Here is a 14,952-nt window from a genome sequence, read left to right on the forward strand (position 1 = left end):
CATCCGCACTCTATGTTGCAATAAAAACGCCCCCGAGATGCGGGGGCGTTTTGCTATCTGGCCGTTATTTGAAGACGCGGAAGCGGGTGGCGTCGTCGATAAAGGTCTTCTCTCCGGCCGGTTGCTTGATGCTGCCAAAAGGCATCTGGGCGCGCAGCAGCCAGCTGGCGGGCAGGTTCCACTCCTTGCGTACCGCCTCGTCGATAAGCGGGTTGTAGTGTTGCAGGGAGGCGCCGACCTTCTCCTGCGCCAGCGTCGTCCAGACCGCAAACTGGGCGATGCCGGTGGCATGTTCCGACCAGATGGGGAAGTTGTCGGCATAGAGGGCGAATTTTTGCTGCAGATCCTTGATGACGTCGGTGTCCTCAAAGAACAGCACTGTGCCAAAGCCTGCCCGGAAGCTGCCATCCACCTTGGCCTCACTCTGGGCGTAGGCCTCCGGCGGCACGATCTTTTTCAGCTCGGCTTTGACGATATCCCACAGCTTGTGGTGCTGGGCGCCAAACAGGATGACGGCGCGGGAGCTCTGGGAGTTGAAAGAGGAGGGGCTGTGCCTGATGGCATCCTGGATCAGGGCCGTCAGCTGCTCCGGCGTATGGGAGACCTGGTCACCCAGGGCATAGATGGTACGACGTGCTTTGATCTGCTCGATAAACGGACTGCTCATAACATCTCCTTTGCTTGATAGTCACCGGGCGCCAGCCTTGTGGCCAGCCATCCCCTGTTGTTCAAGCTATAGACTATACCACCCGATTATCTTCCGGGCGTTTACATGCAGTGGGTTCACTTTCAACCGGGGGTAAAAAACCGTCTGCAGGCGACCGGATTGATCGCCTGCAGATGGAGCTGGTTTAGCTGAACAGCAGGTAGGAGAGGGTCATGCAGCAGATGATGCCCGAGATGATGGGCACCGAGGTGCGCTTGATGATCTCGATGGGGTTGCTGCCGGTGATCGAGGCGATGACGATGATCACCGCGGCGACCGGCGACATGGAGCGGATCAGGTTGGCGGTGAGCTGCATCGGCAGGGCCACCGCCACGCTGTTGACCCCGACCTTCTCGGTGATCTCGGGAATGATGTTGATAAAGGAGTAGAAGACCGCCAGACCGCTGCCGCTGATAAAGCCGATCAGCGCCGCCGTGCCGGAGAAGAAGAACATCAGGATGGAGCCGACGCCGTCGATGTGCTTCACGCTATCGACCAGGGTATCTATGATGCCGATGGCTTTGAGCCCCTCCACCAGCATGCTGGCCGCCACGATGAGCGAGACCACCTGAGCCAGACCTGTGCCCATGCCGGTAAAGAAGATGGCGAACTCCTTGCTGGTCTCCTTGATATTGCCTTTGCGCAGCAGTTCCACCCCTATGGTGAGCAGCAGGCAGACGAAGGTGATCTCCACCAGCCCGAGGGAGATATGGGTGAAGCAGATGCCAAACAGCAGTACCAGCACCAGTGGCAGCACCGGAAAGAGGCCGTAGTAGGCGGGCGGCAAGCCGGTGGGCACGGCGAGCGACTCCTCTTTTTCCTCCAGTCCGCCGCGCGCCTGCTGGCGCCTGTCCATCGCCTTTTGCCAGAAGTAGTGCACCACTGCCATCAACGCCAGCGTCGGTAGCGAGATGGGAGCGTGGTAGGAGACGATGTACTCCACCAGCGGGATGCCCAGCTTCTGGGCGGCCAGCACGTTATCGGCCCCCAGCGGGCTGGGCATGATGGTGGCAGTGGTGGCAATGACGGCCCCCGCGGTAAGGGAGGACATGTTCGATGCCTTCAGTACCGGATAGAGGGTCGCCATCAGCAACACCGCCAGACTGGCAGCGCTCGGCACCACCAGCGAGAGCAGGTTGCCCAAAAGGAAGATCACCGGCACCAGCAGGTAGGGGGAGCGGATGCGGCTCAAGGGGCGGGTCAGCAACATGACGGTGACGTCGTTGGCGCCGATGTGGCTCATGTAGCTGGAGAAGCCGAACAGCACCATGATGGTGAGGCCGACATTGCCCATCTGGCTGATGAAGATCTGCTTGATCTGGACGAAGGGATCAAGCCAGCTGAGGCCGCTGCTCTGCGCCGCAGGCAGCAGGGGGTGGCCCAGTCCGACGGCGGCAAACATCAGCAGTAACCCGGCGCCAAACAGCACTATCTTGGCATCGTAGTTTTTGGCGATGAGATAGCCGCAGATGACCAGGATCAGGGTGCTGACAATTATTTCCAGCATGTTTCCAACACTCTCTTCTTGATGTGAATGGGCCAGCGAGCTGGCGGTTCGGGATCAGATGGCGCGGGCAAGGGTCTCCATGCACCAGGCCCTGAATCCGGGCACGTCGATATCGAGGCACACCTCGGCGTTGGGCGCTCGCTTGAGCCGGTTGTTCATATCCACCGAGGTGGTGCCGAGGGTGTGCTCACCCCGGGTCTCGATGGCCACATGGCAGGCCCGGGTGATAAAGAGGTCAGGGCGCACCAGATAGGCGATGGCGCAGAGATCGTGCATCTTGAGCCCGGTCTGCATGCTGCCACCGCGATAGTGGCCGAACAGGGCGTGGAGCATGGCGCCGGTGCGGTTGAGGGCGGGCAGCGCCGCAATCATCTCGCCGGTCAGGGTGGCCCGGCTGGTAACATCGAGTCCGCACATCACGATGGGCAGACCGCTGCTGAAGACGATGTGGGCCGCCTCGGGATCCACGTAGATATTGAACTCGGCATTGGGGGTGTGGTTGCCCCGACCGGCCGAGCCGCCCATCAGCACGATCCGCGCGATCTTCTCCCGACACTCGGGATGCAGGGTGAGCAGCAGGGCGATATTGGTCAGCGGCCCGATGGGCACCAGCGTCATGGGCTGTTCGCTGGCGAGCAGGGTGGCCTTCATGGCTTCGACGGCATGCATCGGCAGCGGCTGTTGGTCGGGCTCGGCAAACTCGTAACCATCTAGGCCGGAGTGGCCGTGGATGTGGCTGGCGTTGTCGAGGGGGCGCACGAGGGGCTGGCTGGCCCCCTGTGCCACCGGTACCTCTTGGCCGAAAAAGTGCAGCAGGCGCAGGGCGTTGCGGGTGGTCTTGCTGACATCGACATTGCCGGCGACCGTGGTGATGAGCGCCAGCTCGATCCCGGGGTGAAACAGGGCGGCGGCGATGGCAACGGCATCGTCGATGCCGGGGTCAGTGTCCAGAATAATGGCGACAGGGTTCACGCTGTTCTCCTCGAGGTTAATCGGCTTGGCGGGCATCGGCTTGGCTGGCATCGTGGGGCCAGCAGCAGATAAAGGGATCGACAATCTCGCGGGTCAGACCATCGGTGAGGCCGAGATCGGTCAGATGGGGCCCCGCATTGCAGGCAAGACAGGTCCCCTCGATGGCCTTGAAGACCCGGTAGGGGGGCTCCCACTCCACCACCTTGCCGCTCACTTCGCGCAGGGCGTAGAAGCTGGCGGCCAGCTCGCTGGCTGGCAGGTCGGAGAGCATGCCGGCGATGGGCATGGCAACGTGGGCCAGCACCTTACCCTGCTGGACGACCGCCATGCCGCCCCCGCTGGTGATCAGGGTGTTGGCGGCCAGCATCATCTCTTGCGGGTCGCGCCCCAGCACCACCAGATTGTGGGAGTCGTGGGAGTAGCTGGTGGCGATGGCCCCTTGCAGTTCGCCCCACCCCTCCAGCAGAGCCAGCCGGGTGCCCCCCTGATGGCGACCATGGCGGTGTTGCACCGAGATGAGGCTAAATCCCGCTGGCACAATCACCTGACCATCCCGAACCTCAACCTCGGTTTCACTCCACTGGGTGAAGCGAGCCCCCTTGATGGTCTTGAAGCGGGCACGACCCGCAGCCATCCCGGGCACCCGGATGATGAACTCCTCCAGCGTGCGCAGGGGGATCTGCATGGTATCGCGCGGCGCCTGACAACCAGCGACAGGCTCGGAGGGTTTGAGAATGGCGCCATGGCGAGCGACCCGCTGGCCGCGGCTGTAGACCCAGACCGGGTTGAGATCGGTGAGGTTGTCGAACACCACCAGGTCGGCGTTGCGGCCAGCGGCAACCAGCCCCAGATCGTTGCGCTGCAGCCGGATGGCGGCATTGAGGGTGGCCATTCGCAGCACGTCGGGCACCGCCAGCCCCAGCTCTGCCAGCAGTTTGACCAGCGCAATCATACCTCCCTTCTCCAGCAGCATGTCGGGCGGCACATCGTCGGTACAGAGGGTGATTTGGGAGGAGAGGTGGGGCAGCTGTTTCAGCGCCGCGACGATCTCCGGCAGCAGGTAGGGGTGGGAGCCGCGCAGCTGCAGGGTGAGCCCGGCCCGCAATTTTTCCAGAGCATCGGCAGCCGAGGTGAGTTCGTGATCCGAGCTGACCCCGGCAGCCAGATAGGCTTGCAGCCGGTGACCAGTGAGGCCCCGGGCGTGTCCCTCAATCAGGGCATTGCGTTGCAAACCGGCGTGCAGAATGCCGGTCATCCGCTCGCTGCCGCCCAGCACCCCCTGCATGTCCATCACCTCGGCGATCCCCGCCACCTCCGGCCACTCCAGCATGGTGGCCATCTCGGGGCCGTGGAAGTCGGCGCCCGACATCTCGAGACCCGGCGTCGAGGGAACGCTGGAGGGGGCGGCGCAGATGACCCGCAGCGGCAGGTTGCGGCTGGCGTCGATGGCGTAGCGCACTCCCGCCAGCCCGAGCACATTGGCCAGCTCGTGGGGATCCCAGAAGATGGTGGTGGTGCCCTGCGCGACCACCACATCGGCGTAGCGCTCCGGCGTCAGGTGGGAGCTCTCCACATGAACATGGCTGTCGATAAGACCGGGCGAGAGATAGGCGCCGGCCAGATCGTGGGTCTCGCGTGCCTGCTGGAAGGTGCCGACCGGATGGACGCTGGCGATCAGCGGGCCGACCAGCCCCACGTCGACGGGGCGGATCTCGCCGGTCACCATGTCGATCAGGTTGGCGTTGGTCAGCAGCAGATCGAAGGGGGCTTCGCCGAGGGCTGCCTGCACGGCGCGGCGGCGCAAGTTGAGGGATGCATCTTGTTCACACATGAAGGAGATGGCCTGACAAGGGGAATAATGGGCCCACTTTAGGGAGGGGATTGGCCCGTGCATAGCGCAAAGAATTTATAACTGGATAAGAAAGGGTTATGCTGCTGCAAACGTTTTTCTCCGGTTGTCGATTTCATGTCCGAACCTTGGCGCCGTCTGCCTGCGCTCTCTCTCAAGCAGATCCAGTATTTTGTCACGCTGGCCCAGCTGCGCCACTTCACCGAAACGGCCAATCAGATGGCCATCAGCCAGCCTGCCCTGAGCAGTGCCCTGCGCCAGATTGAATCTGTACTCGGCGGCAAACTGTTTCACCGCACCGCGCAGGCGGTCACCCTGACCGAACAGGGGGAGGCGATCCTGCCTCATGCCAAGGGGCTACTCAATGTGGCCCATGCCGCTTTTGCCGATATGCAGCAGGTGATGGTCGAAGGGGGCGATGGCACCCTGCGCATCGGTCTGATCCCGTCGGCCTGCACCCTGATGTTTCCGCTGGCGGCCGCCCGTCTGCAGCAGCAGTTCCCGGGCTTGCGGGTCGAGTTTCAGGATCATACCAACGACGGTCTGTTGCAGGCGCTGGCCGAGGGGGCTCTGGATGCGGGGATTGGCGTGCTGGATGGCGAGTTGCCCGATTCGCTGGAGGTGACGCCGCTGCTGGACGATGCGCTGGTGGCGGTGATTAACCGGCAGGATCCGCTGGCAGCGGCGGAGGCCATCAGCTGGCAGGCGCTGACCCGCCGCGACATCGCCCTCTTTGCCAGAGGCAACGTCAGCCGGCAGGTCAACGGACTGGCCCAGAGCCAGCTGCCCGGGCTCAAGCCCAGATACACCACAGATTATGTCGAGACACTCTACGGCCTCGTGCGCTCCGGGCTGGCGGTTGCCATCCTGCCCGGGCTCTATGCCGCGAACCAGTGCGATCCCCAGCTCAAGGTCGTGGCGCTGCACGAACCGGTGCTGAGCCGCACCCTGGCCCTGATGTGGGCGAAGGGGCTCTCCCGTTCAACCCGTATTGATGAGGCGCGCGCGCTGCTGCGTCAGGTCATCATGGCGCAGTACGCCGCATCCTCCTCTCGCTAACCGGCTGCAGGATTGGTGACAGGAGCTGTCCGATGGCCGCTTGACCCTGATGGGCGAAAGCGGTGGCAACTGCCTTTGGCTGCTCGCCTCCACTTCTGATATTTCACCAGTTTCCCCTTCTGATTCAATTCGTTGTATCGATGGCTCCGCCTGCATTCCTGATTTGACGCGACTTGAGCTGCATAGGTGGCGATTGTCCCCCATCTGGCGCTGGCCCCGCTGCTTTGTATAGTGCCGGTGGAATTAATCAGGTTTGACAGGAGTACCCATGGAGATGAATTCGCGCGCGCTTCGCGCACTGGCCCTGTTGGGCGCCTTGCTCGCTGGCAGTACGACCGTGCACGCCTCCGAGACCCTCAATACCATTCTCGGTGGCGGCGCAGGCGGGGTGGCGGGCACCATGATCGGCAAGGAGTTGGGGGGCGATACCGGTGCGCTGGTTGGTGCGGCCATTGGCGGCGCAGCTGGTGGTGCGGCGACGGCCAACAAGGGCAACAAGAATGAAGCGGCCCTTGGCGGTGCGGTGGGGGCGCTGGGTGGTGCCGCCATCGGCAAGAGTGTCGGTGGCGATACCGGCCAGCTGATCGGCGCCGGCGTTGGCGGGGCGAGCGGCTCGGCCATCGGTGCCAAGACCGGCGATGGCCACCAGAGTCAGGATCGCTATTACGATGATGATGACCACCATCACAAGCACCACAAAAAGCACAAGAAGCATAAAAAACACAGATGGTATGACGACGATTGATCGCCATCTGTCGTGAATGGTGGGAATGAAACAACGGGGCCAGTGGGCCCCGTTTTGCATGTTTGCTCAGACCAGCCGGTGCTGGCGGCGACCGGCGGCAAAGGCGTTGATGTTGTCGATCAGCTGGTCGGCCAGCCGCTGCATCGACTCCTCGCTGGCCCACGCTACATGGGGGGTGAGGATAAAGTGGGGGTATTGCAGCGCCTTCATCAGGGGATGGTCGGGGGGCGGGGGTTCGACGCTCGCCACATCGAAACCGGCACCGCCGAGGCGGCCGTTGGCCAGCGCCCGCAGCAGCGCCTCTTCATCCACCAGACCGCCGCGGCCGACGTTGATCAGCAGGGCGCCCGGTTTCATCAAGCCCAGCTCCCGCTCGCCAATCAGGTTGCGGGTGTAGGGGGTGAGCGGGCAGTGCAGGCTGATCACATCCGAGCTTTGCAGCAGCTCGTCGAGGGGCAGGCGATCTTCGTCGTGGCCGCCACCGATCTGGCTCTGGGCGTAACGTACCGTCATCCCCATTCCCTTGGCCCGCTCGCCGAGCGCCTGACCCAGAGTTCCCTTGCCGATGATGCCAAGCTGCTTGCCGTGCAGATCCATGATGTTGTGATCGAAGAAGCAGAACTGACCGCTCTGTTGCCAGCGCCCCTCCAGCAGCGACTGGCGCCAGCAGAAGAGGTTGCGCGACAGGGCCAGCATCAGCGCCACGGCGTGTTCTGGCACCGAGGGGCCCGAGTAGTTGCGGATGTTGCATACCCCGACGTTGGCCGCGCGGCACGCCTCCAGATCCACGTTGTCACTGCCGGTAGCGGCGAGCGCGATGAGTTTGAGCTCCGGCAACTGGGCCAGTTCGGCGGCACCGATGCGCACCTTGTTGATGATGGCGATGCTGGCATCTTTCAGCCGTTCGACCACCTGTTCCGGGGCCGTGCTGGGATAACTCTGCCAGTGGTGGGGAAAGTCGGGATGATGCAGGGTGATGCCCGCATCCAGGGTATCGCTGTCGAGAAACACAATCTGCTGCATGTACCTTCCTGCCATATTCGGGTTTGAACCGTCATGATGCCAAAAAGGGCGCCATCAGAGCCAGTGTACCGCGCCATGGCGGGTGGGCTTTCTCCGGCAGATGTGATGTTGCGCGTGCTTTGTGGCGCGGGTCAGAGCCAGCCCAGATGGTTGAGCCACCCCTGAATGCGGGTGGGGGTTTCGCCCAGTTCCATCAGGGCGTAGGGGCGATAGTTGAGCTTATGGCTGCGTCGGCTCTCGGTTTGGCGCGCCTCGGCCGCCAGCAGCGGCCAGCGGCCGCCATCCTCCTGATAGAGATCCAGAGTAGGGATGGTGCCCTGCGCTATCTCTTTTGCGAGGATCTGGTTGCTCTGCTGGTCGGGGAAGAAGCCATCAAGCAGCACCAGCGCATCGGGGGCGGGCAGCTGTTCGCTGGCGATGAGGTTGGCTGTCCAGGCGGCGCCGGTGCCTTGCGCCAGGATCAGCTTGAAGCCCCCCTCCTGCAGCTTGGCATCGGCCAGCTTGCTGATCCGCTCGGCCAGTTGCTTGCGAAAGGCATCGCTCTCCTTGGCTTTTTTCTCGGCGGCGGGGTCTAGCTCGGTTTGCTGGGGAGAGGGGAGCAGCAGCAGGGTATCAAAGCCCAGCTGGCTGAGGGCTCGGGTCAGTTGCCAGAGCTGACCGCTGCGCTGCCAGTCGGGCAGCAGGATGGCGAGACCCACATAGTTGTCGCTGTCGTGCTTGGCAAACAGCACCGTCTGTTTGTCGATCTGGGTAGCTTCGGGTTGCCCTTTCCAGTCGCTTGCTTGCCAGTGATCGAGGGGGAGTGGCTCCGCGATGGGCGGTGCAACGTCGCTCGCCTGCGCGACATGGCCAGCCAGCATGGTCAATAACAGCAGTGATAAGGATAATCTGGCCATAGTGTGCTCCCCCGGTTAATCGGGTTAGCGGCAGCGGTGCGATTTTCTTAAGGGAGGCGGTGTTGTGGTCGCGAACAGGCAATAAAAAAGCGAGCCGGAGGCTCGCTTTTTTGCAATCAATTCAACGTGGTCAATTAGTTGACGCGACGCTTGAATTCACCGGTGCGGGTATCGATTTCGATCTTGTCACCGATCTCTACGAAAGCGGCAACAGCCAGCTCGTAGGTAGTGCCTTTCAGACGGGCAGGCTTGGTCACTTTACCGGAGGTGTCGCCACGGGCAGCCGGCTCGGTGTACTCAACTTCGCGCACGATGGTGGTCGGCAGTTCTACGGAGATGGCTTTCTCGTTGTAGAAAGTCACTTCACACAGATCTTCCATGCCGTCTACCAGGTAGTTCAGCACGTCACCCAGGTTGTCTTTCTCTACGTCGTACTGGTTGTACTCGGTGTCCATAAAGACATACAGGGGGTCGGAGAAGTAGGAGTAGGTGCACTCTTTACGCTCCAGCTGAACAACGTCCAGCTTGTCGTCGGCCTTGAAGACAGTCTCGGTGGCGCTGCCGTTCAGCAGGCCTTTCAGCTTCATTTTGACCACGGCGGAGTTACGGCCGGATTTGTTGAATTCAGCCTTCTGGACCACCATCGGCTCGGTGCCGATCATGACTACGTTACCAGCGCGGATTTCCTGAGCGGTTTTCATGTAAAAAATTCCTGTTCGTGAAACGGACGGATAAAAACTGCCAGATTATATACGGCTTTCCAGAAATTTCACCAACCTCGTGACGAGATCCCCATCCCGGAGCAGCTTCTGTGACCAGAGTCGCCCATGTCGCTGCCAAATCGCGCTGTATTGCGGCCATTGGGCCCAGAGTGCGCGGCAATCTTCACCACGGTTGAGAGCCAGATTGAAGCGGCGCAGCCATTGGGCGCAATCGGCAGGCAGATCAGCAAGATAGTGGTCGAGGAACTGCTCCAGCTTGACCAGATGGGCCTCCTCCTCCTGTTGGTAGATATGCCAGAGGAAAGGACGAACTGCCCACTGGGCCCGCACGAAGGAGTCCTCCCCGCGTACCAGATTGAGATCGCAGCTCCACAGCAATCGATCGTAACCGGCCTGATCGGTCATCGGCAGCAGCTTGATGGTGAGGTTGCCCGAGTGGAGCAGATCCCCCGCTTGGGCCGCAGGGATGGCATCTGCCAGACCGGCGCCGGTGAGTACATCGTTGAGAGAGCGCCCCAGCGGCAACAGCAGGGTGACGGGAGTGGCGCTCTGGCACCAGCTCTCGACCAGGCTTTGCAGCGCATCGCTCTCGTAGGTAAAGAGGCTGACCCGCAGCTCGTGCTCTTGTCTGGGCTGCAAACCGAGGCTGGCCCAGTAGGCTGCCAGTCCCGCATCATCTTGCTGCCACTGCTCCCGTTCGGTGATGAGGTCGTGCTCGCACAAAAGGCCGCCGGTTTTAGCGGTAAAGCCCGGGAAGAAGAAGTATTTGTTGAGGCTCTGGTTGCCAACTCGCTGTGGCGAGGCGAGGCCGTGGCAATCCTCGACCCAGCTCTCTGCCGAGAGGTACTCCAGATTGATCCAGCAGGGGGGCTTGGGTTGGCTCGCCATCAGTTCTATGAAGGGGGTGGGCAGTTCGCAGGCAAAGGCTTCGATCACCACCCTGGCCGGGGTCATGTCGGTCGGCAGGGTCTCATGCCAGTGCTGGATATAGATCCCATCGACCCACTGACCATCCTGCGCCGGGTCGAGCCCGGGGCAGATGCGGGCGAAACTTGCCAGATCGTCCACCCAGAGCCGCACCTGAACCTCATCGCCATGTGCCGCAATATTCCCCTCCCGTTTTAGCTGGCGGGCGAGTCGCCAGGTGACGCCGATGTCACCGAAGTTGTCGACGACGCAGCAGAAGATGTCCCAGTCAAACGGGGGCAGGGGAGTGGTCATGGCTCGGGGTTCCAAATGCAAAAAAACCGGTGCGCAGGGTAGCACACCGGTTGACTGGCTTCTAACCGTCAGCGCGTGACGGCGGTCTGTGGCAGGTTACTCCTTGCCGTAGACGTTGTTCTCTTGCTCGCGTACCCGGATGAAGGTGGTGCGTTTGGTCAACTCTTTCAGCTGGCTGGCGCCAACGTAGGTACAGGTGGAGCGCACGCCGCCCAGAATGTCGCGCACGGCGTTCTCGACCGGGCCGCGGTAGGGCAGCAGCACGGTTTTACCCTCGGAGGCGCGGTATTCGGCGACGCCACCGGCGTGCTTGTCCATGGCGCTGGAGGAGCTCATGCCGTAGAACTTCATGAAGGGTTCGCCGTCTACATCGACGATCTCGCCACCGCACTCTTCGTGGGCTGCCAGCATGCCACCCAGCATCACGAAGTCGGCGCCGCCGCCGAACGCTTTGGCTACGTCGCCCGGGCAGGTACAGCCGCCGTCACCGACGATCTGGCCGCCGAGGCCGTGGGCCGCATCAGCACACTCGATGATGGCGGAGAGCTGCGGATAACCGACGCCGGTCTTGACGCGAGTGGTACAGACCGAGCCCGGGCCGATGCCGACCTTGACGATGTCGGCGCCGGAGAGGATCAGCTCTTCGACCATCTCGCCGGTCACCACGTTGCCCGCCAGAATGACGTGGTTGGGGCAGGCTTCACGAATCTTGCGCACGAACTCGACGAAGTGCTCGGAGTAGCCGTTGGCCACATCGACACAGATGAAACGCAGCGCTTCGGACATGGCGAGGATTTGGCGGGTCTTGGCGAAATCTTCAGCCGAGGTGCCGGTGGAGACCATCACATGGCCCAGCAGCGCCGGATCGGTCTCGTTGACGAAAGCTTGCCACTGCTCAAGGCTGTAGTGCTTGTGTACCGCGGTCATCATCTCGAAACCGGCCAGCGTGCGCGCCATGGCAAAGCTGCCGACGGTATCCATGTTGGCGGCGATAACGGGTACGCCTTGCCATTGGGTCTGAGTGTGTTTGAAGGTGAACTGACGGGTCAGGCTTACTTGGGAACGGCTCTTGAGAGTAGAGCGCTTGGGGCGGAACAGGACATCCTTGAAACCGAGCTTCAAGTCTTCTTCGATACGCATTACAAATTCCTTATTGAGCCTTGTTGAAAGTCACTTTTGCAGTGGCAAATTTTCGGCAGGCGCAAAAAAACCGGTGGTTTTCAGGCCCTCCGGTTTACAACAGTGTAGGCAAAAATCCCTTCAGAACAAGACTGATAATTCGCTCATTGTTGTGGTAGCCTTTGGCGTCACAACCTGAGGTTGGCCACAAGCTTCATCCAGCACCTTATCTTGCCTCCCGTTTACCTCTTTTCTCCCTGTTTTCAACCCTATGCAATCGGCGTCGTTGCTGCCACCGACTGTCGTCTGCCGTTGCGGTTTACCGGGCAGCTTGCGGCTGGTCATAACAAATCGGGTTGACCCCCGGGTTGGCTGTGATAGATCTGGGCGCAATATCGACAATGCGAGAAATCGTGATGGGCAAAAGATTGTTGAGTGCCGCCATCCTGTGGGGGCTTTGTGGCCGCGCACTGGCGGCAACACCGACCAGCTATGGCTGGGTTGAGAAGGGCCTCATCATGCCGATCGGTGTGGCGGTGAAGATGAAGCTCGATACCGGTGCGCTCACCTCCTCTCTTGATGCGCGCTCCCTCGTCCACTTCAAACGGGATGGCAAACCCTGGGTGCGCTTTATGCTGGATGTGACCGATGCCGACAGCGGTGAGCGAGTCAAGCAGCAGTTCGAGCGTCCGGTGGAGCAGAGCGTGACCATTCGCGGCGCTGGGGGCATCGAGCAGCGGCCAACCGTCACCATGTCCATCTGTCTAGGGGATAGGGTGTACGAGGAGTGGTTCACCCTGCGGGATCGCAGCGACATGATCTATCCGGTGCTGCTTGGCCGTCGCCTGCTGGCGGATCTTGGCCCGGTGGATGCCGGTCGAACCTTTACCGTGCAGCCAAATTGTCATTGATAGCAAACAGCCCGCATCGCGGGCTGTTTGCTTATCGCTCATCTTGCCAGCGGAAGCGGGAGGAACACACTCACTTCCAGCCCCCCTTCCGGCCGGTTGTGGACATCAAGCTCGGCGCCGTGCAGCTGGGCGATGCGCGAGACAATCGCCATGCCAAGGCCGACGCCATCCCCCTGCTGGGGATTGACCCGAAAGAAGCGCTCGCACAGCCGTGACAGTGCCGCGGTCGGAATACCGGGGCCGTTGTCGCGGATATCGACCCTGACCCTGTGCCCCTCCTGCTGCACATTGACGGTGATCTCGCCCCCGGCCTGGGTGTAGCGCAACGCATTGTCGATGAGGTTGCTGAACAGCAGATCGAGCAGGGTACCCTGACCCATCACCATCAGATTCTCATCCCCCTCCAGCGAAAGTTGCTGATCCTTTTTCAGGGCAATGGGGGCCAGCGTTGCCAGCGAGGTTTGCAGCAGCTGGCTCAGGTTGAGCTCGCCCTGCACCACCCCTTGCTGGTTGTCGATGCGAGCTTGGGTCAGCAGCTGGCGGATCAGCCGGTCGCTGCGATCGAGGGCCTGCAGCATCTTGTGCATCGATTGCTGGCGGCTCTCCTCATCCTCGGCGCTCAGGGCATTTTCACTGTGGATCCGCAGCACCGCCAGCGGGGTGCGCAGTTCGTGGGCTGCCTCGTTGGTGAACTGTTTCTCCCGTTCGATGGTTTCGGCCAGCGCATGCATCAGGCGGTTGATCTCGTTGGTGAGCGGAGTCAGTTCGTGGGCGCTGGTCTTGAGGTTGAGCGGGCTCAGGTTGGCGGGGTGGCGCTCGCTGATCGCTTGCGCCAGCAGGCGCAGGGGGGCCAGACCGCGGGTGATGAGCCACCAGAGCAGCACCAGCAGAAAGGGGAGGGTCAGCAGCAGGGGCAGCATGGTAAGAGCCGCCATCTTGCTGGCCAGTTCACTGCGCTCGTCATCCCGCTCGGCCACCACCAGCCAGGTGCGGCCATCCTCGTTGTAGAGGGTGAAGGTGCGCCACTGATGGTGATCCTTTTTCACCGTGCTGAAACCGCGAGTGAGCTCGACCAGTGGCTGATCCGGGGCACTGGGGGAGCGCAGCAGCATGACCCCCTTGTCGTTGAGCAGCTGGAAGTAGAGGTTGCGCTCGAACTCGTGACCATAGGGGGTGAGTTCCCGATCCTCACCGCTCAGATTGAAGCTGGGATCCTTGGTCCACTCGTCGGGGTTTTGCACCTCCCAATCCTGATAGATGGTGCCATTGGCTGGTAGCGCCCCTTGCTGGGCCAGATAGCGCTCCAGCAGCTGGTCGGTGATGCGGGCGGACTGGGCCAGCCGTGCGTCGAACAGCTCCTCCATCTCGTGGCTCGCCTCCAGATAGCCGATGACGGCGCTGATGGTGAGGCTGAGCCCCACCAGCGTGAGAATGCCGGTGAGCAGAAAGCGGCGGATGGAGCGCGGTTTTTTCATCGGGGGGCACTCCGGCTGGCCTGATCAAGCTGGGGAATGATGTAACCGACACCGCGAATATTGCGAATCAGGTCGCTGTAGAACTTCTTGCGCAGGTGGTGGATATGCACCTCCACCGCGTTGCTTTCGGCCCCCTCGTCCCAGCCGTAGAGGCTCTGCTGCAGCTGCTCCTTGCTGAGCACCCGGCCGCTCTGGCTGATGAGCTCTTGCAGCAGCTTGTATTCGTGGGGGGTGAGCTTGACCGGTTCGCCCCGATAGGTGACCTGCTGCGCCTCGGGGTAGATGAGGATCTCCCCGTACTCCAGCACGGCCTGCACCTGCCCCTTGCTGCGGCGCACCAGCGCGCGCAGGCGAGCGTTGAGCTCCTGCAGGGCGAAGGGTTTGACCATGTAGTCGTCGGAGCCGGCATCCAGTCCGATGACCCGATCGTCGAGGGCATCGCGGGCGGTGAGGATCAGCACCGGCAGCTGGTGCCCTTCGCGGCGCAGCTTGCGCAGCAGGCTGAGGCCGTCGATATCGGGCAGGTTGAGGTCCAGAATGAGGGCGGCAAACTCGTCGCTCTTGAGTGCCGTCAGGGCGGGCAACCCCTGCTGCAGCCAGTCCACCGTATAACCGCTGTGGCGCAAGGCATCCTGCATGCCATCACCCAGCATCACATCATCTTCAACCAGCAGGATCCGCATTGTTATTCCCCTTGAAACGACTCTGCCCACCAGTATGCAAGCTGGTGGGCAGAGTTTAAATAGA

The 14,952-nt window shown here is 61.9% G+C and carries 14 protein-coding genes; 3 read left to right on the forward strand and 11 right to left on the reverse strand.

What is annotated here, in order from left to right:
* Nucleotides 1-64 precede the first annotated feature (64 nt).
* From NOM67_RS14955 to NOM67_RS14970, 4 genes are all read right to left on the reverse strand, one after another.
* The gene (locus NOM67_RS14955; protein WP_005335120.1) at nucleotides 65-667 is read right to left on the reverse strand and encodes a nitroreductase family protein; all 603 of its coding nucleotides are present in this window, start codon (nucleotides 665-667) and stop codon (nucleotides 65-67) included.
* Between the two features lie 184 nt (nucleotides 668-851).
* Nucleotides 852-2,213: a C4-dicarboxylate transporter DcuC gene (gene dcuC, locus NOM67_RS14960; protein ID WP_255938351.1), complete on the reverse strand. Its 1,362-nt coding sequence runs from the start codon at nucleotides 2,211-2,213 to the stop codon at nucleotides 852-854.
* A gap of 54 nt (nucleotides 2,214-2,267) precedes the next feature.
* A complete protein-coding gene (gene rihC, locus NOM67_RS14965) occupies nucleotides 2,268-3,221 on the reverse strand; it encodes a ribonucleoside hydrolase RihC (RefSeq protein ID WP_305121682.1) in 954 nt (317 codons plus the stop codon).
* Nucleotides 3,202-5,016: an adenine deaminase gene (locus NOM67_RS14970; protein WP_255938355.1), complete on the reverse strand. Its 1,815-nt coding sequence runs from the start codon at nucleotides 5,014-5,016 to the stop codon at nucleotides 3,202-3,204. The genes rihC and NOM67_RS14970 overlap by 20 nt, the downstream gene beginning before the upstream one ends.
* Before the next feature lie 135 nt (nucleotides 5,017-5,151).
* Between NOM67_RS14970 and NOM67_RS14975 the strand changes: the two genes are divergently transcribed.
* Together NOM67_RS14975 and NOM67_RS14980 are read left to right on the forward strand one after the other, a co-directional pair.
* A complete protein-coding gene (locus tag NOM67_RS14975) occupies nucleotides 5,152-6,093 on the forward strand; it encodes a LysR family transcriptional regulator (RefSeq protein WP_255938357.1) in 942 nt (313 codons plus the stop codon).
* Between the two features lie 268 nt (nucleotides 6,094-6,361).
* Complete coding sequence (locus NOM67_RS14980) at nucleotides 6,362-6,838, forward strand: YMGG-like glycine zipper-containing protein (RefSeq protein WP_255938359.1); 477 nt, start codon at nucleotides 6,362-6,364, stop codon at nucleotides 6,836-6,838.
* Nucleotides 6,839-6,904: 66 nt separating this feature from the next.
* On the opposite strand, the gene NOM67_RS14985 is transcribed toward NOM67_RS14980, so the two are convergent.
* The 5 genes from NOM67_RS14985 to NOM67_RS15005 form a co-directional block, all read right to left on the reverse strand.
* On the reverse strand, nucleotides 6,905-7,861 hold the full coding sequence (locus NOM67_RS14985; protein WP_255938361.1) for a D-2-hydroxyacid dehydrogenase: 957 nt from the start codon (nucleotides 7,859-7,861) through the stop codon (nucleotides 6,905-6,907).
* A gap of 131 nt (nucleotides 7,862-7,992) precedes the next feature.
* On the reverse strand, nucleotides 7,993-8,757 hold the full coding sequence (locus tag NOM67_RS14990; protein ID WP_040066845.1) for a DUF3530 family protein: 765 nt from the start codon (nucleotides 8,755-8,757) through the stop codon (nucleotides 7,993-7,995).
* Between the two features lie 134 nt (nucleotides 8,758-8,891).
* On the reverse strand, nucleotides 8,892-9,458 hold the full coding sequence (gene efp, locus NOM67_RS14995) for an elongation factor P (protein ID WP_005335100.1): 567 nt from the start codon (nucleotides 9,456-9,458) through the stop codon (nucleotides 8,892-8,894).
* Nucleotides 9,459-9,503: 45 nt separating this feature from the next.
* Nucleotides 9,504-10,700, reverse strand: coding sequence for an elongation factor P maturation arginine rhamnosyltransferase EarP (gene earP, locus NOM67_RS15000; RefSeq protein WP_255938363.1), 1,197 nt, complete (start codon nucleotides 10,698-10,700; stop codon nucleotides 9,504-9,506).
* A 96-nt stretch (nucleotides 10,701-10,796) separates the two neighbouring features.
* Complete coding sequence (locus tag NOM67_RS15005) at nucleotides 10,797-11,840, reverse strand: GMP reductase (RefSeq protein WP_005348017.1); 1,044 nt, start codon at nucleotides 11,838-11,840, stop codon at nucleotides 10,797-10,799.
* A 395-nt stretch (nucleotides 11,841-12,235) separates the two neighbouring features.
* Here NOM67_RS15005 and NOM67_RS15010 point away from each other — a divergent pair, with 395 nt between their 5' ends.
* The gene (locus NOM67_RS15010; protein WP_255938364.1) at nucleotides 12,236-12,730 is read left to right on the forward strand and encodes a RimK/LysX family protein; all 495 of its coding nucleotides are present in this window, start codon (nucleotides 12,236-12,238) and stop codon (nucleotides 12,728-12,730) included.
* A 38-nt stretch (nucleotides 12,731-12,768) separates the two neighbouring features.
* On the opposite strand, the gene NOM67_RS15015 is transcribed toward NOM67_RS15010, so the two are convergent.
* Together NOM67_RS15015 and NOM67_RS15020 are read right to left on the reverse strand one after the other, a co-directional pair.
* Nucleotides 12,769-14,205, reverse strand: coding sequence for an ATP-binding protein (locus NOM67_RS15015; protein ID WP_255938365.1), 1,437 nt, complete (start codon nucleotides 14,203-14,205; stop codon nucleotides 12,769-12,771).
* On the reverse strand, nucleotides 14,202-14,888 hold the full coding sequence (locus NOM67_RS15020) for a response regulator (protein ID WP_071913053.1): 687 nt from the start codon (nucleotides 14,886-14,888) through the stop codon (nucleotides 14,202-14,204). The genes NOM67_RS15015 and NOM67_RS15020 overlap by 4 nt, the downstream gene beginning before the upstream one ends.
* Between the last annotated feature and the right edge of the window lie 64 nt (nucleotides 14,889-14,952).

The organism is Aeromonas sp. SG16 (genome assembly GCF_024436135.1).
GTDB lineage: Bacteria > Pseudomonadota > Gammaproteobacteria > Enterobacterales > Aeromonadaceae > Aeromonas > Aeromonas jandaei.